The sequence below is a fragment of the Vibrio sp. genome, assembly GCF_047973365.1.
Classification (GTDB): Bacteria; Pseudomonadota; Gammaproteobacteria; order Enterobacterales; family Vibrionaceae; genus Vibrio.
On sequence record NZ_JBKEBW010000120.1, the window covers coordinates 1 to 16743 of the forward strand.

At 45.3% G+C, this 16743-nt stretch carries 12 protein-coding genes and 5 pseudogenes; 7 read left to right on the forward strand and 10 right to left on the reverse strand.

Translation table 11 applies throughout. From position 1 onward, the window contains the following. The 4 genes and pseudogenes from ACK5MF_RS15045 to ACK5MF_RS15060 all read left to right on the forward strand — a co-directional run. A pseudogene (locus ACK5MF_RS15045) lies at window positions 1–180 on the forward strand (group II intron reverse transcriptase/maturase); the annotation flags it as partial. 151 nt (window positions 181–331) lie between these two features. After that, window positions 332–1111 carry a TSUP family transporter gene (locus tag ACK5MF_RS15050; protein ID WP_416923400.1) on the forward strand — a complete coding sequence of 260 codons (780 nt, stop codon included), beginning with the start codon at window positions 332–334 and terminating at the stop codon, window positions 1109–1111. A 373-nt stretch (window positions 1112–1484) separates the two neighbouring features. Continuing rightward, the gene (locus ACK5MF_RS15055) at window positions 1485–1778 is read left to right on the forward strand and encodes a hypothetical protein (protein ID WP_416923401.1); all 294 of its coding nucleotides are present in this window, start codon (window positions 1485–1487) and stop codon (window positions 1776–1778) included. Window positions 1779–1936: 158 nt separating this feature from the next. Next, window positions 1937–2188: pseudogene (locus ACK5MF_RS15060) on the forward strand (type II toxin-antitoxin system YafO family toxin); the annotation flags it as partial. A gap of 121 nt (window positions 2189–2309) precedes the next feature. Here ACK5MF_RS15060 and ACK5MF_RS15065 read toward each other — a convergent pair. The 4 genes and pseudogenes from ACK5MF_RS15065 to ACK5MF_RS15080 all read right to left on the reverse strand — a co-directional run. Next, complete coding sequence (locus ACK5MF_RS15065; protein ID WP_416923402.1) at window positions 2310–3062, reverse strand: DUF3307 domain-containing protein; 753 nt, start codon at window positions 3060–3062, stop codon at window positions 2310–2312. Continuing rightward, window positions 3055–3705, reverse strand: coding sequence for a hypothetical protein (locus tag ACK5MF_RS15070; RefSeq protein WP_416923403.1), 651 nt, complete (start codon window positions 3703–3705; stop codon window positions 3055–3057). Before ACK5MF_RS15070 ends, ACK5MF_RS15065 begins: the two co-directional genes overlap by 8 nt. Window positions 3706–3916: 211 nt before the next feature. After that, complete coding sequence (locus tag ACK5MF_RS15075; protein WP_416923404.1) at window positions 3917–4612, reverse strand: DUF6933 domain-containing protein; 696 nt, start codon at window positions 4610–4612, stop codon at window positions 3917–3919. Window positions 4613–4677: 65 nt separating this feature from the next. After that, window positions 4678–4818: pseudogene (locus ACK5MF_RS15080) on the reverse strand (integrase); the annotation flags it as partial. 110 nt (window positions 4819–4928) lie between these two features. On the opposite strand from ACK5MF_RS15080, the pseudogene ACK5MF_RS15085 reads away from it, so the two are divergent. The 3 genes and pseudogenes from ACK5MF_RS15085 to ACK5MF_RS15095 form a co-directional block, all read left to right on the forward strand. Beyond that, window positions 4929–6616, forward strand: a pseudogene (locus ACK5MF_RS15085) (N-6 DNA methylase). Continuing rightward, the gene (locus ACK5MF_RS15090; protein WP_416923405.1) at window positions 6606–7196 is read left to right on the forward strand and encodes a DUF1016 N-terminal domain-containing protein; all 591 of its coding nucleotides are present in this window, start codon (window positions 6606–6608) and stop codon (window positions 7194–7196) included. Before ACK5MF_RS15085 ends, ACK5MF_RS15090 begins: the two are co-directional and overlap by 11 nt. Then, window positions 7115–8764 (forward strand): annotated as a pseudogene (locus ACK5MF_RS15095) (type I restriction endonuclease subunit R); the annotation flags it as partial. The gene ACK5MF_RS15090 and the pseudogene ACK5MF_RS15095, both read left to right, overlap by 82 nt. Before the next feature lie 148 nt (window positions 8765–8912). On the opposite strand, the gene ACK5MF_RS15100 reads toward ACK5MF_RS15095, so the two are convergent. The 6 genes from ACK5MF_RS15100 to gltB form a co-directional block, all read right to left on the reverse strand. After that, a complete protein-coding gene (locus ACK5MF_RS15100) occupies window positions 8913–9533 on the reverse strand; it encodes a TRIC cation channel family protein (RefSeq protein ID WP_416923406.1) in 621 nt (206 codons plus the stop codon). 81 nt (window positions 9534–9614) lie between these two features. Beyond that, window positions 9615–10439, reverse strand: a complete 825-nt coding sequence (gene btuF / locus ACK5MF_RS15105) for a vitamin B12 ABC transporter substrate-binding protein BtuF (protein WP_416923407.1) — start codon at window positions 10437–10439, stop codon at window positions 9615–9617. Continuing rightward, window positions 10440–11393: a cobalamin biosynthesis family protein gene (locus ACK5MF_RS15110; RefSeq protein WP_416923408.1), complete on the reverse strand. Its 954-nt coding sequence runs from the start codon at window positions 11391–11393 to the stop codon at window positions 10440–10442. Between the two features lie 13 nt (window positions 11394–11406). Next, a complete protein-coding gene (gene mtnN / locus ACK5MF_RS15115; protein ID WP_416923409.1) occupies window positions 11407–12117 on the reverse strand; it encodes a 5'-methylthioadenosine/S-adenosylhomocysteine nucleosidase in 711 nt (236 codons plus the stop codon). 348 nt (window positions 12118–12465) lie between these two features. Further along, entirely contained in the window at window positions 12466–13878 is a 1413-nt protein-coding gene (locus ACK5MF_RS15120) for an FAD-dependent oxidoreductase (protein WP_416923410.1), read from the reverse strand. 18 nt (window positions 13879–13896) lie between these two features. Further along, on the reverse strand, window positions 13897–16743 hold a 2847-nt coding region (gene gltB, locus ACK5MF_RS15125), incomplete at its 5' end, for a glutamate synthase large subunit (RefSeq protein ID WP_416923411.1).

Consider the following 16743-nt stretch of genomic DNA (forward strand, 5'->3'; position numbering starts at 1 on the left):
CAGCTTGGATATAAGCCGCCGTTTAGATTTATCCGAATGAGTAGTTGGAGAAATGCGCAAAGTCCTCTAGCCAGTTATGCGATGCCAAACCAATGGTTCAACGAACTGGGGTTGGTAAATCTTGAGCAAGTAGGAACAGGGTATGTGTTTAGCAATTATGCTGAATGGAAGTATGCATGAGCCGTATACGAGGTCCGTACGTACGGTTCTGTGAGAGGGATGAGGCGGTAACGCCTCACCCTACTCGATTACAGAGCAGTAATGATTTTGCTATCTAAGACAGTGGCTTGATGATAATTTGTGCCTCTGATGTTGTCGTTTTTGGAAAATCATGGAAGTTTCATTTGAAGTGCTGGCGATGCTGTTTTTTGTAGCAGGCGCAGCAGGATTTATTGACGCCATGGCTGGTGGTGGTGGTCTGTTAACATTACCAGCACTATTAGCCGCAGGCGTTCCTCCCACACAAGCGTTAGCCACCAACAAATTACAAAGTTCATTCGGTAGTTTTTCTGCCAGTTTGTATTTTGTTCGCCGTGGGATTGTCAATCTTAAAGAGATGCGTCTTGCCATTCTGTGCACCTTTATCGGCGCTGCAACCGGAGCGGAGTTAGTGCAGCAGTTCGATGCCTCTCTACTGACCAGTTTGATACCTTTGTTGTTGGTTGCTATCTCTCTCTATTTTCTTTTTGCTCCACAAACCAAGGCAGACTCTGGTAAAAAGCCACTGTCAGAATCGGCATTTGCTTTCAGTGTTGGTAGTTGCGTAGGGTTTTACGACGGATTTTTTGGTCCGGGAACCGGTTCGATTTTCACGGTTTGTTTTGTTGTGCTTGGTCACTTTTCATTGGTGGATGCGACAGCAAGAACCAAGGTGCTCAATTTCACCTCGAACATTGCCGCATTACTGTTCTTCGTCATCGCAGGTTTACCCATTTGGAAACTGGGCCTGGTGATGGCATGTGGGCAGTTTTTTGGTGCCCGCTTAGGTGCGAAAGTGGTGATCACTAAAGGTCAAAAATGGATCCGACCTCTGGTTATTCTGATGTCGATGTTAATGGCAACGAAATTACTGTGGCAACAACACTCGGATTGGCTTTTGGGTTTGGTCTGATTGCCAAACTAAAAATACGCTGACATTTAAATTCTATTGGTACAAATTATTCTGACGATACTCTTTTGGTGTTTGGTGTTTGGTGTTTGGTGTTTGGTTGTAGGTTTTTTTGAATACTGAAATGACACAGATTTCTAAACACTACCTTAATTCATTGTCAGAGTTTGTTTCAATCTAGATATGATAAGTCTCCTTTAGTATCTCTTTGGGAGACTTTGCTATAGCTGTTGTCATAACAGCTATAGACTTTGGAACAGACATGTCTTCACCTTACTATACCTAATTTTATATTGACGGATTAGTGGCTTAATATTGTACAAACAACCACTCTATTATACACTGTTGAGTACGTAATTAAGTACTTTGGTGTATTATGAAGACAAGTACAATCTATGCAGAAAAGGCAGTCTCATCAAGTGAAGCTCGGAAGCACTTTAAGGATTGCTTATCAGGAGAACCAGTCGTGGTATTGTCGAACAATGAACCTGCTGGTTATATGATGAGCGCGAGCTTCTTTGAAGGGCTTATGAAAGCTTTGGAAGGTAAAAATAAAGATTTAATTTCATCATTTAGACCAAGTATTGCTCGCCTAGATGTTATTGCACATCTTAATGCTCAAGCATTAGCAGAACTTAATGAAAAGGACTTAGGTGAGTTTCAAGAGTGAATGATAATTCATTGAAAATTAGGGTTTTTAAACATAAAGTTTTAATCGAGACTTTGCCAAAGGACGAACTTGAAGCTCTGACTAATGATTTTAGGAGATATAAAGAAACGGGGCAAAAACCAGATATTTTTGGTCGAGATTAAGTTTATGATCATCCTGATACTCTGCCGATACTGAAATCTGAAGAAGTCAAACATATTCACTTAGCCGCTAGTGATGCTCCGTTTTTAAGTTCTATCCAATTTTACCAAACCAGTGACAAGCACTTGGTGTATTGCCAAGGTTGGAGTGACCATAACTGTTTCCTGTTAATCGCTATCCTTGCACCAGATGCTCATGAGCAAGCCCGCAATAGAACAATAATGCATAACTTGGGTTCGATAGCTGAAAAATTTAGGCAGCAATTCTAAATCGAGAACCTTATTACGATTCTGGGTTTTCTGGCACAGATCGGGACAGAAGCGCCTTAGTGCATCTATTCTAAAATGGCTGTGCTCCCTTTCCGTAATTCGAGGAGACAATTTCAGCCAGTTACTTTATTTTCACATCCAAACCAACTGACACTAAAGTACCTATCAATGTTGTGATCACAACCGATACCAATGAACCGATCAGCACATATTCGGTCATTCTTCGGTCGGCTGATTTATTCAACTCACCAAATCTAAATATAGACTTAGCCGCCAATACAAAACCCACCGCAGAATAGCTCCCCACAAGCGTAAAGGTCAGTATTAATACGCGCTCTAAGTACCCGATCAACTCACCACCTGCTATCAGACCATTGTTATCGGTATCTGTGCTAGATATTGGGTATTTTTTTAATACGCCGCTAATCACAATCGAGGTTGGCTTGAGGATTAGCAAGTAAGCGAAGGCGACCACAACACCATCTGAGAACTTATCATGTTTAAGCACGGCATCAATCGTAAGACCATCTGCCATGTGAAAGGCAATGGCTGCGAGCACCGATACATGCAAAGTCTGGTCAATAATAAAATAGGAAAATTTATCACCATTTATTGCTCTTACCTTCCACAAATCAATAATAAAATGACTTACCGCGACGATAGTTACCAAGCAAACTGTTGAGCGCCAATCAATACCTAACGCTATAGCAGGAGCTAATAATACGACGCCGTGTAACAGTGAATGAAAGTACAGCTCAGTTGAACGGTAAGTGTATTTTTTCTTTGCTTTTACCCATTTGTTTGGTTGGAGGTAAAAATCACAGATGATGTGAACCATCAAGAACGGTATTAGAGCACCAAAAAAATCAAACATACTTGAGTCCCGCGACTTGGTTTATGAATCGCCAATTTAGCTCACTGATTAGCTGCCAACCTGATGCTTTAAGTGACTTACTGGCAGTGGCAGTAGCGACATCGAGCTTTTCAGCTAACTCACTAATAGGCAAACCTTCATTGGTTCGAAGCATCGGTAGCATAACTTCACATTGGCGGGACGTTAATTCTGTTAGTTGTCTATCGAGGTATTTAAACAATAAGTCAAAGTACTCGGTGAGTTCGAACCGATCAGAGCTAAATAACAATCTGCCGCTTTTCAAGGCTTTTAGCCCACGCCCAGAAAGAACAAATGCCTCACCCATCGACTCAGAGACCAACACACGCAAATCGGCATTAGAGGCAATAGCGAAGCTAATGCGACAATCAAATTCTTTGCCAAGCGCTTTGATGCCAACACGATAAATGATGGTGTATCTCAGAGCGTTTTCAATATCATGCACCACAGTCTGAAACTCGTCGCCACGTTCAATACTATGCGCATTTGATGAATTTCCTTTGGTGATCCATCCCTGAATATCTTTAATTCGTTTAAGTAGTTGATCAAACTGATCAGACGTTAGCTTGGTTGAGTTGACAATATCACCGCTGATTACGGCGATAGGTTTAGAGGCAGACTTCACATTAATACTCCTTGCTGTGTGCAGATGTCAATTTAGCTATTTATGGCTAATAATGCAAATTTAGCTGTTTATGGCTAATAATCTGGATTTAGCCGTTTAGGGCTAAAGAACTATTCGCTTTTGGGGAGGGTTACACTACGAGTGTGTAGCGTATTTGGGACAGAAGCGTCTTAGATTCGCTTAACTTGGTGTCCAAAGTCGGTGGTACAGTTCACTCTTTGTTTGCCTTCTTGTAATCACTCAGATTAATGACTCTCCCCATATCCAAGGGAACGCTCTCAAGTGCCCATTCGCGCCAGTGTTTGACAAACTCCTCCGTTGAATAAAAGAACGTTTTTTGATGCTTACTCTTACGAGGACAGTGATTAGCAAACAAATTAAATCCAAGTAGATCAACATCCTCAAGTAACATGCCATCTTCATAGCAGTGGCATTCAAGGTGCCAAAGCACGTCATTTATGTGTGCCTGTACGCTACGGTCACTTCTAGCATGAAATGCACAATCATTCACCTCTCTGTCGTAATGGTCAATGCAGCTCTCAATCTCGACAGCATCAACACCACTTTGATTAGCTAAACTGTGAAAACATGCCTTGAGCATGGGGTCAAAGGTGTTGAGAAACTGATAAATATCACCTTTCTTGCCTGCAAGTACCGTAATACAAAAGCGGCTTTGATAGTCCATTGCCATTAAGTATCTTTTTCGTTTAATGGAGACACAATGAAGTACCCATTGCCATTGAAATTGACCATTTTTGTCGCCATCAACCCCATTTGGGAAAACAGGCGTTTCAATGGATTCTGCGATGGTTTTATGTGGTGCAGGTTCTAGATCTGTATACTTTTGACCTTGACGTGTCACTGTGAAAAATTCAGCCGCAGCTTTAGTGCAGTTAAAAACTAACATATTGTATTACCGAGCTTTAATGATATGAATTTGGACCAAGCAACTTAGGCTAACTTAACTTGATATTTGCTGTCTACTGCCAGATTAAACAGTGCCAGTTCTTCTAAACGTTCTTCCAGTTCCAGCCGGATTCGTATCCGCCAGATATCCTCTAACTTAAGTGCTTTTTTCTGCCCAACACGTAGGCCTTTGTTCCACGCTTGCATAATATGTCCTCTTTTTCATAGAAAACATTTAAAGTAAGGCACAATCCAATGAAAACGTGCCAATTTCCGGGTATGATTTTCTAACTCAAACGTCTTAAAAGTTGCCAGAAATGAATGAACTAGAACAAGAATTCCTTAAAGATTTAGAAAAGAAGCTGTGGAACGCCGCAGATAAGCTCAGAGCAACGCTAGACGCTGCACTATAGGGTTAATTTTCGTAAAATACGTCTCTGATGCCTTCTCAATGCGTCAGGATGAGATTAAAGAACAACTGACTAACCCAGATCATGAGTACTACCTAGATCCTGCTGATTTCTCTGAAGAAGAATTGGCAGAAGAGGTTGCTGCCGAACTAGAAGTACGCGATTTCTATACTGAGAAAAACGTGTTCTGGTTACCAACCGAATCTCGTTGGAAGTTCCTGCAAGACAACGGCCCGATGGTAATTGGTGGTGCGGATTTAGTCATTGATGGCAAGCCTAAGAAAATTACGTCTGTTGGGCATTTGATTGATAACGCTCTGGAAGGTATCGAGCGCGATAACCCGAAACTGAAAGGTGTGCTAAATAAGCACTATGCCTCGCTGAAGATCGATCAAGCAAAACTCAATGAACTGATCAACCTGATTGCGACCATTCCGTTTACTCACAATTCGCTAAACAGCAAAGATATTCTTGGTCATATTTACGAATACTTCCTCGGTGAGTTCGCCCTTGCCGAAGGCAAGAAAGGCGGCCAGTTCTACACGCCAGCTTCAATCGTAACCCTGATTGTTGAGATGATTGAGCCATTTGAAGGTCGTGTCTATGACCCAGCCATGGGTTCCGGTGGCTTCTTTGTACAGTCGGAAAAGTTTATTGAGCGCTATGCGGGTAAAAACGACATCGACCCACTGACTCAAAAGCAGAAGATCTCGATTTACGGTCAGGAATACAACTACACCACATGGCAGCTTGCTGCGATGAACATGGCGATCCGTGGTCTGGATTACGATTTCGGTAAAGAGCCTGCCAGTACCTATACCAATGATCAACACCCTGATTTACGAGCTGACTTCATCATGGCTAACCCGCTTTTCAACATGAAAGAGTGGAATACAGGTGTTGATGACAACGATCCACGCTGGGTATACGGCACACCGCCATCAGGCAATGCTAACTTTGCGTGGATGCAGCATATGCTGTACCACCTAGCTCCAGATGGTTCACAAGCGCTCTTATTGGCAAATGGATCAATGAGTTCTAGTACCAACAACGAAGGTGAAATTCGCGCATCACTGATTGAGAACGACTTGGTTGAATGTATGGTGGCATTGCCGGGACAACTCTTCACCAATACCCAAATTCCGGCCTGTATCTGGTTCTTAACCAAGAACAAGAAAGCACGTACCGATAAAGCAGGTCGTAAATTACGAGATCGTAAAGGCGAAGTGTTGTTTATTGATGCACGTAACCTTGGTTATATGAAAGACCGTGTACTGCGTGACTTCACTCGTGATGATATCCAGAAAGTCGCTGACCTATACCACGCATGGAAAACAGGCGAAGAAGTTAACGGCGTAGCATACGAAGACCAAGCAGGCTTCTGTAAATCAGCAACTTTGGCAGAGATAAAGAAACACGATTTTGTGCTCACTCCGGGACGTTATGTTGGCGCGGCAGATGAACAAGATGATGGTATTCCTTTTGCTGAGAAGATGGCAACGTTAACGGAAAAACTGAGTGAACAATTTGCTGAATCAGCCAAGTTAGAAGCGGAAATCAAGAAGAACTTGATGAGGTTAGGCTATGAGCTTTGAGCCAACAGAACACAACTTACTCTCTGATATCAAACAGGTTATTGAACAGGCGAGAAATCAAGTAAAACAGACGGTCAATGCGGCTATGGTGCACGCCTATTGGCAGATTGGGCGTCTGATTGTGGAAGATGAACAGCAAGGGCAAACTCGCGCCGAATATGGCAAAGCGCAGTTAAAACAGTTATCTCAGGTACTTAGCCAAGATTTTGGTAAAGGTTTCGATGTCGGTAACTTGCGTAATATGCGCCAGTTTTATTTGAGTTTTCCAAAACACTACGCAGTGCGTAGTGAATTAAGTTGGACGCATTACCGAACTCTGATGCGTATTGAAAATACCAATGCCCGCGATTGGTATGAACAAGAAGCGATTAGTCAAAATTGGAGTGCCCGTGCGCTCGAACGCCAAATCGGCACGCTATATTACGAGCGGTTGTTAGCCAGCAAAGATAAAGCACTAGTGGAACAAGAAGCTAACGACAAAACTCAGCCGCTAGCCGAAACGACGAAGTCGAAGACGAAATCGGTGAAGATGAAGAAACCGAAAGCCGTGAAAAAATTAAATCGCAATGGGCCGCGCTAGAAAAGCTGGTTGGTGCAGAGCCTCGCATCAGACAAGTGGCGCAAGATCTGGTTAATCACTTTACTACTCGTACAGAAACGTTTCCTGGCAAGGCGATGATTGTCGCCATGAGTCGCGAAATCTGTGTTGACCTCTATGACGCGATTATTGCTCTCAAGCCAGAATGGCATAGCGATGACCCCAACAAAGGGGCGATTAAAATCGTGATGACGGGCAGCGCATCGGATAAAGCCAAGATGCAGCCACATATTCATGACAAGAAAACCAAAAAGTTATTCGAGAAACGCTACAAAGATACCCAAGATGAACTGCAACTGGTGATTGTTCGCGATATGTGGCTAACGGGCTTTGATGCGCCTTGTTGCCATACCATGTATATCGATAAGCCAATGAAAGGTCATAACTTAATGCAGGCAATTGCCCGCGTTAACCGTGTTTTCAAAGATAAACCGGGTGGTTTGGTGGTGGATTATCTTGGTATTGCCAATGAATTAAAGAATGCTTTAAAAACCTATACCAACAGCCAAGGTAAAGGCCAACCCACTGTGGACACAGCGGAAGCCTTTGCCGTGTTAATGGAAAAAATCGACATTATCCGTGGCATGTTTGCAACGCCTGTGGATGGTAACGTTTTTCACTATCGACCGGATTTCGAAACCGATGCACTGCGTCTGCTGCCAGGTGCCTTTAACCATCTATCCGGCTTATCTCATACCGATAGCAATGGCAAAGTCGTCCGTGATGGTAAACGTCGTTTCTTGGATGTAATGGCTGCACTGGGCAAAGCGTATTCGCTATGTAATACCATGGATGAAACCAGTGGTTATAAGAATGAAATTGCCTTCTATTCAGCCATAAAAGCGGCGTTTATGAAGCACTCTACCGTCGATAAAAAGCGCACGGATGAGGAGCGAAATACCGCACTGAAGCAGATCCTCGATAATGCGATTATTGCCGATGGTGTGGATGACATCTTTTCGATGGTTGGTTTAGATAAGCCGAACATTGGCCTGCTCTCTGAAGAGTTCTTAGAAGATGTTAAGAACATGAAAGAGAAAAATCTCGCGGTTGAATTACTTGAAAAGCTACTGCGTGATGAAGTGAAGGCACGGATGAAGAACGATGTGGTGCAAGAGAAGAAATACTCTGACCGTATCCTTTCTACGCTAAACAAATACCATAACCGCAGTATTGAAACCGCTCAGGTGATTGAAGAGTTGATTCAGTGGGCAAAAGAGATGCAAGAAGATGCAGAGATGCTAGACAAGCTAAATCTGTCTATTGATGAAATCGCCTTCTACCGTGCCTTAGTTGAGAATGAATCTTCTGTCCGTGAATTGGGTGATGATAATCTGCGAAAGCTTGCGATTGAACTGACTCATCAATTGCGACAATCCGCCACGGTTGATTGGCAAAAGCGTGAGAGCGTTCGCGCTCGAATGCGTAATCTGGTGCGTCGCTTGCTGCGCAAATGGAAGTATCCACCAGACGCAGCGGAAGAGGCGATTAAGCTTGTTCTTGAACAGGCTGAAGTGCTAGCGGATGGTTGGTATACTCTTCCTACTTGAAGCCGCAGCGCTTTATTTTTGGCATGGGGACTACGTTCGTTCACCCCAATCACATAGTTTATCTATGTTCATGGGGATTCACTCACTTGTCGCCTACCTGCAACTCCAAGTAGTTTGAGTATATAAGTAGCGATAAAAACAAGTCTGCTTACTTAGTTAAAGCAAACGTAGGCAGTGATAAATGCCAGCGGATAGCGCCAAGGCGAATGATCAGCGTTGATGTGACACCTGAAAGGAGAGCTACAGAGTTGTCGTAACCCATCGCGAGTGCTGTGGTATGGAAAACACCACCGACAATACAGGCTGTTGCGTAGACTTCACTACGCAGCACCATTGGAATTTCTCTTGCCAGTACATCGCGAATGATGCCACCGCCACAGCCGGTGATCACACCCATGATGATCGCGATCAGCGCTGAATCTTGATAAAGCAGCGCTTTTTCTACACCGATACCAACAAATACCGCAAGCCCCACTGCGTCGTAAACGGGAAGAACCCACCAAGGGATTCGTTTAGGTCTTCTCACCAGCATCATGGTAAAAATGCAGGTGACGATAATCACCCAGATATAAGTGGTATCTTTTATCCAGAATACCGGCGTCGCGCCGAGCGCCATATCACGGATAGTACCACCGCCAATAGCAGTAACACTTGCCAGTACAGTGACGCCGAATGGATCCATCTTTAAACGACCAGCTAATAACACACCGGAAATAGCGAAGATAGCTGTACCAAACATATCGATTAAATAAAGTAATGAAGTATCCAATTGTTATCTGCAACCAAAAAGGGTTATCGAAAAAGAGTGTTCGAAAAAGAATGTGGATTGTAAGGCTTTTTTTAGGTGCTGTTAATCGTTTCTTACTTGCTCAAAATAGTCACAGACTTGTTCAATGGCATTGAGTGTTCTTGGGGTGGAACGATTAATCCAGTCTGAATTTAGCGACCAGACATGACCTTGTTGTACCGCAGGTATTTGATCTTTCCAGCGCAACCACATGTTGCCGTTGGCAATCGCGTGTTCAGAGGTAAAAATGACTTCAGGTTGAGCGACCAGCACTTGCTCGATGCCCACTTGAGGGTAGGGGGTCGCACTGTGTTCAAAGATGTTTTCTCCGCCACAGAATCGGAATACTTCACTTGGCCAACTGTCTTGAGCCAAAGTGATGATTGGTTTTTCACTCAGTTGATAGAAGTAACGTACCGGGGCTGCCTGTGAATATTGTGATTTGAGCTTAGCCAGGTGCTCGCGAAACTCATTCGCCGCTTGTCTGCCTTGTTGCGGGTCATCGGCGTACTGGCTGAGAGCCTCAATATTGCTGGCGATATCGTCGAGTGTATTGACTTGAGAATCAAAGAACCTGAAGCCGAGCTGTTTGAGCTTGGCAATTTCTTTGGCTGGATTACCCTTGGGCCAGGCGATAATCAGATCGGGTTTGAGCGCCATAATTCGCTCTAACTTCACGCCTTGATAGTTCGCGACTTTCTCAATGTTTTTTGCTTGTTCCGGGTAGTCGCTGTAATCGGCTACGCCAACAAGTTTATCGCCTAAACCGGCGGCAAATGCCAGTTCAGTGGCATGAGGTGCAAGGCTAATAATACGTTTAACTGATTGCTCAGCTTGAGTGGGAGAGACAACCAACAGAGCCGTGAAAACGAGTGAGCATAAACGCATTTATATTCCTTTATGAATAACAACAAGCAGAAGGCTTTCGATAACAATCCACAAAAAGAGTCGCCATGTCAGTAAACGATGTATCTGAGACAGGTGAAGTGCGGATGGCACGATACGTCCGCCGATTTTCGCGCGCACTATCTTCTGTTCACCGTAGATAGCAGGGCCACCTAAAGCCAGCTCAAGTTTTCCGCCGACGGCACACAGTAGCCAAGCCGGTCCGGGTAGTGGCCAGGAACGACTCTGACTCTTGATGGCTTGCAGAGCTTTACCTGAATGATTACCCAAGGCAACCATTAAGCTGAATAGTCTCAGAGGAATAAATTCAAGCACGGCGATAGTGCGAACAATAGGCAGACCAAAAGGATTGAACTGTGAGCGTGAAGGTGACCAGGCTCGTGCAAGTTCTGCCATTAATCGATAGATAAATGCACCAGTGGCTCCGAATAGAGCGTACCAGAACAACACCACAACAACGTTGCGTCCAAAACCCATGATAATGGTTTCCGCGCCCGCCTTGCCTAAGCCAACGCTAGAAAGCGTGCTGGTTTGTCTGTTGACGAAAGGTTCAAGCAGTTTACGAGCTTCGGCTTTGTCCTCTTTGGCTAACGCTTTACCTAATTTGTTGGCAAGCAAACCATTGTTACGCCAGTCTAATGCCAGAATCAAAAGCGCAAGTTCATACAGTTGTGGTTGCCAAACAAGAGGTTTTAAAGCAATACAGAACAACAGTGCCGGGATAATCATCAACAACCAAGCTAAGCTGCCAGAGATGATGCTTTGTGAATAACTGCTGTTGGTATTGACTTTATTGGCGAGAACTTCAGCAAATTTGTGCCATAAAATGGCAGGATGTGCCGCTCTTGGAATCGGCAAAATGTAATGTAACAAAAGTGCGCCCCACATAATGAGCAGCGCACCTTGAGCATAAATGGTCGAAATAAATTCGTTCATGGAGGTGAAGGGCTTACTTTAGCAACTCAACCATTTTTAACACCATCTCAGATGAGCTTTGTGCCGCTAGTGGCAGGAACTCATCGAATGACATTGGTGATTCTTTATCGGCAACATCAGAGATTGCACGAACCACAACGAATGGCACTTGGAACTGGTGACAAGTTTGCGCAATCGCAGACGCTTCCATTTCAACGGCGATAACCGATGGGAAATGTTTGCGGATAAAGTTTTGCCGCTCAGCGGTACAGACGAATGCATCACCGGTACAAATCAAACCGCGTACGGCGTGTTTGTCAGTGTTGGTTTGGTTAGAGATAGCTTCAAGTGCTTTTTCAGCTACGGCCATCAGTTTCTCATCCGCCGCAAATGCCGCAGGCTGACCTGCCATTTGACCGATTTCATAGCCAAATGCGGTTACGTCTGCATCGTGGTGACGGACTTCCGTTGAGATAACCACATCGCCCATCGTCAGGCTAGAGTCAAAACCGCCCGCAGAGCCCGTGTTGATAACCACGTCTGGTTGGTATTCGTCGAGTAAAATGGCTGTGCCAATTGCGGCGGCAACTTTGCCGATACCGGATTGAAGCAGAACGACATCAGCACCGTGGATTTTACCTGAGTAATAAGTACAGCCAGCTTTGCTGACTTGCTGACATTGCTCAAGAGCGTCTTTTAGAATAGCGACTTCTTGTTGCATCGCACCGATGATGCCAATTTTCATGGAGATCTCTTATGGTTGTGAATAACGGAAAATGATGAGCAGTTTATCACGAGATAAGACAGTTTATCGACACTGATTAACTGCATAGGAAATTTTCCAGAGTACTATCATTCCATCCTAAATAAAAAAGGACCGCGATTGCCTAATGCCAATCAGTTAAGAGAATCCTCGTTCCCATGCTCTGCGTGGGAATGCATATTTGACTAACAAAAAGTCAGATTAACTGCCTATTTTGGCTTTGGTATGCATTCCCACGGGGGACCGTGGGAACGATAACTCTGTCTTTTTGAGCTTAACTGACAGACATTAACCGCGATTGCCTGCGGTCCTTTTGATTTTCAAAATGATTTAGACGCCTAAGTAATCCAAAATACCATCAGCAGCTTTGCGACCTTCATCGATAGCGGTAACCACGAGGTCTGAGCCTCGAACTGCGTCACCACCAGCAAAAATCTTCTCATTGCTGGTTTGGAACTTAAATGATTGTTCAGAAGGTGCTTTGATTCGACCCCATTGATCCAGCTCTACGCCGTGTGGTTCTAACCAGCTCATTTGATGAGGTTGGAAACCAAATGCCATGATGACTGCATCAGCTTCAAGCACATGTTCACTGCCAGCGACAGGCTCAGGTCGGCGACGACCTGCATCATCTGGCTCTCCCAAAGCGGTCTGCACCACTTTTACGCCGGTAACGATGCCTGATGCGTCAACTTCAATGCCAAGCGGTTGCAGGTTGAACATAAATTCCACGCCTTCTTCTTTGGCATTTTTCACTTCGCGGCGCGAGCCTGGCATGTTTTCTTCATCACGGCGATAGGCACAGATAACACGTGAAGCGTTTTGACGAACTGAAGTGCGTACACAGTCCATCGCAGTGTCACCACCACCCAGAACCACCACCTTTTTACCTTGCATGTCGATAAATGGGTCGGTGTTTTCTAAGTTCATCACTTTGTAGGTGTTCGAAATCAGGAACGGTAATGCGTCAAATACACCTTGTGCATCTTCGTTTTCTAAGCCTGCACGCATGTATTTGTAAGTACCAACGCCAAGGAATACCGCATCGTATTCGTTGATTAGATCTTGTAGTTGAACATCTTTACCGACTTCCACATTCAAGCGGAACTCAACACCCATGTCAGTGAATACACGGCGACGGTTTTCCATTACCCCTTTTTCCAGTTTGAAAGATGGGATACCGAAAGTCAGCAAGCCACCGATTTCAGGGTAACGGTCAAACACCACAGGTTTTACGCCGTTACGTACTAAAATATCAGCAGCGGCAAGGCCTGCTGGACCTGCACCTATGATGGCCACTTTTTTGTCGGTCCACTCAACGTGTGACATATCCGGTTTCCAGCCCATTTCGAATGCGGTATCGGTAATGTATTTTTCGATATTACCGATAGTGACTGCACCGAAATCTGCATTCAGGGTGCATGAACCTTCACACAAACGGTCTTGTGGACACACGCGGCCACACACTTCAGGCAAGCTGTTGGTTTGATGTGCAAGGTCAGCCGCTTCCATAATGCGACCTTCATTGGCAAGTTTCAGCCATTGTGGAATGTAGTTGTGAACCGGACATTTCCACTCGCAATATGGGTTACCACAATCCAAGCAGCGGTCAGCTTGTGCTGTCGCTTGCTGCTTGGTGAAAGGTTCGTAAATTTCTACGAATTCAATTTTACGGATGTTGAGTGGCTTCTTTGCCGGATCAACACGGTTAACATCAATAAATTGGTATACGTTCTGGCTCATAAATCGGGCTCCTTCCAATTATTGTGCTTGAACACGTAGTTCTGCAGCGCTACGACTTTGGTGACCCAATAGGGTTTGTAGATCCGCAGCTTGTGGTTTGATTAAATAAAACTTCGGAATCCATTGGTCAAAGTTCGCTAAAATGTTTTCTGCGTGAGCAGAACCTGTCTCTTCTAAGTGCTCTGCGATAAGTCCACGCAGATGCTCTTGATGGATGTAGAGATCTTTCAGCGATAACGCTTCAACAGATTCTTCGTTGACACGACCTTGGAAATCACCGTTATCATCAAGAACGTAGGCAAAACCACCCGTCATACCCGCGCCAAAGTTCACGCCCGTTGCGCCAAGAAGTGCGACGATACCGCCAGTCATGTATTCACACGCGTTATCACCGGCACCTTCAATTACGCTGATCGTGCCTGAGTTACGTACGCCAAAACGCTCGCCCGCTTTACCCGCCGCAAACAGTTTGCCACCAGTCGCACCATACAAACAGGTGTTACCGATAATGGTAGCTTGGTTACAGCTAAATGCAGTACCTAAATGCGGTTTGATCACAATCTTACCGCCGGCCATGCCTTTACCCACGTAGTCGTTCGCATCACCAGTCAGATACAGTTCTACACCGCCAGCGTTCCACACACCGAAAGATTGACCCGCAGTACCATCCAGTACCACTTTGATTGGCGAGCCAGCTAAACCAGTATTACCGTAGCGTTTAGCAATTTCACCCGACAAACGAGCACCCACAGAGCGGTCGGTGTTGATCACATCGTAGTAAAGCTCGATAGATTGCTGTTTCTCTACCGCGTCAATCGCATCTTCAACGATTTTCTGGTTCAGTACACCTTTATCAAACGGTGTGTTTGGCTCTGTGCAGCTTAGCGGTAGTCCTTGAGGTGACACCGGAGCTTCAAGAATGCCAGACAAATCAAGCTTGCTTTGCTTCGCTGTTAAACCTTGAACCGCTTCTAGCAGGTCAGTACGACCAATCAGATCGGTAAGTTTTTCAACGCCAAGTTCTGCCAAGTATCCACGAACTTCTTCAGCAATACCGGTGAAGTAGTTGATCACCATTTCTGGCAGACCTTTGAAGTAGTCTTTACGCAGAGTTTCGTCTTGTGTTGCTACACCAGTCGCACAGTTGTTGAGGTGGCAAATACGCAGGAACTTACAGCCCATTGCAACCATAGGGCCAGTACCAAAGCCGAAGCTTTCAGCACCTAAAATGGCACCTTTGATCACATCGAGACCAGTTTTTAAGCCGCCATCGACTTGCAGACGAATTTTATGACGCAGACCGTTAGCAACCAGCGCTTGCTGCGTTTCAGCAAGACCGAGTTCCCACGGGCTACCGGCATATTTCACGGAAGTTAGCGGGCTTGCTGCTGTACCGCCGTCGTAGCCTGAAATGGTAATTAAATCGGCGTAAGCTTTCGCAACACCGGTGGCGATAGTGCCAACACCCGGTTCAGAAACCAGTTTTACCGATACCAAGGCTTTCGGGTTCACTTGCTTCAAGTCGAAGATAAGCTGTGCCAAGTCTTCAATCGAGTAAATATCGTGGTGCGGCGGTGGTGAAATCAGGGTGACACCTTGTACCGAGTGACGAAGTTTGGCGATTTCAGCGGTCACTTTATGACCCGGAAGCTGACCACCTTCACCCGGTTTCGCACCTTGAGCGACTTTGATTTGCAATACGTCCGCATTGGTTAAGTAGTGCGGTGTTACACCAAAACGACCCGAGGCGACTTGTTTGATCCGTGAGTTTCGTTCTGTACCAAAACGACGCGGATCTTCACCACCTTCACCTGAGTTAGAAAAACCACCTAGACGGTTCATCGCCGTTGCTAGCGCTTCGTGCGCTTCTGGGCTCAGAGCACCGATAGACATCGCCGCAGAGTCAAAGCGTTTGAATAGCTCAGTTGCTGGTTCAATCTTCTCAAGCGGTAGTGAGCGGTCTGATTTTTTCAGCTTCAACAGGTCACGCAGCATCGCGGCTGGTCTTTCGTTAACTTGTTTAGCAAATTGCTTGTAATCATCGCTTTCGCCAGACTTGACGGCTTTTTGCAGCGTGCCGACCACGTCTGGGTTGTAAGCGTGGTATTCGCCACCGTGAACGTACTTGAGTAAACCACCGTGTTCTAGCGATTTACGCGTCGCCCATGCTTTACGAGATAGGTTGAACAAGTCTTGTTGGAAGTCTGCAAAACTTGCGCCCTGAATACGTGTTTTTACGCCTTTGAAGCAAAGAACGACCACATCAGTATGTAGACCCACTGCTTCAAATAGCTGTGAACAGCGGTACGATGCAACGGTCGAGATACCCATTTTCGACATGATCTTGTACAGACCTTTATTGATGCCATATTGGTAGTTCTGCATCACATCGCGGTAGCTCTTATCAATAGCACCGTCATCGACCATCTTGCCTAATACTTCGTAAGCCAGATATGGATAAATCGCTGTTGCACCGAAGCCGATTAATACCGCAAATTGGTGTGGGTCTCGTGCCGTTGCAGTCTCAACAATAAGGTTGTCATCGCAACTCAGATTCTCTTCCACTAAGCGAGTATGAATCGCACCCACAGCCATTGCCGCAGGGATTGGTAGCTTGTCTTTGGTTAGCGCGCGATCTGACAGCACCAACAGAACCGTACCACCGCGAACCACTTCAACCGCTTTATCACACAAGTCGATCACGGCTTGTTGTTGCGTCGATTGTGGTGCATCGAAGTTGATGTCCAACATGGTGTTGCGGTAGTGCTGATCGCTCAGTGTTAGCAGTTGCTCCATATCAGAGTAGAGCAAAATTGTTGAGTCGAAAGTCACGCGGTGTGCCTCACCATCGGTCTCGTTAAACAC

What these genes read in the sequence shown, in the direction of transcription:
- ACK5MF_RS15050 (WP_416923400.1), top strand. Translation starts at nt 332, where the DNA reads ATGGAAGTTTCATTTGAAGTGCTGGCGATGCTGTTTTTTGTAGCAGGC.
- ACK5MF_RS15055 (WP_416923401.1), top strand. Translation starts at nt 1,485, where the DNA reads ATGAAGACAAGTACAATCTATGCAGAAAAGGCAGTCTCATCAAGTGAA.
- ACK5MF_RS15065 (WP_416923402.1), bottom strand. Translation starts at nt 3,062, where the DNA reads ATGTTTGATTTTTTTGGTGCTCTAATACCGTTCTTGATGGTTCACATC.
- ACK5MF_RS15075 (WP_416923404.1), bottom strand. Translation starts at nt 4,612, where the DNA reads ATGTTAGTTTTTAACTGCACTAAAGCTGCGGCTGAATTTTTCACAGTG.
- ACK5MF_RS15090 (WP_416923405.1), top strand. Translation starts at nt 6,606, where the DNA reads ATGAGCTTTGAGCCAACAGAACACAACTTACTCTCTGATATCAAACAG.
- btuF (WP_416923407.1), bottom strand. Translation starts at nt 10,439, where the DNA reads ATGCGTTTATGCTCACTCGTTTTCACGGCTCTGTTGGTTGTCTCTCCC.
- ACK5MF_RS15110 (WP_416923408.1), bottom strand. Translation starts at nt 11,393, where the DNA reads ATGAACGAATTTATTTCGACCATTTATGCTCAAGGTGCGCTGCTCATT.
- mtnN (WP_416923409.1), bottom strand. Translation starts at nt 12,117, where the DNA reads ATGAAAATTGGCATCATCGGTGCGATGCAACAAGAAGTCGCTATTCTA.
- ACK5MF_RS15120 (WP_416923410.1), bottom strand. Translation starts at nt 13,878, where the DNA reads ATGAGCCAGAACGTATACCAATTTATTGATGTTAACCGTGTTGATCCG.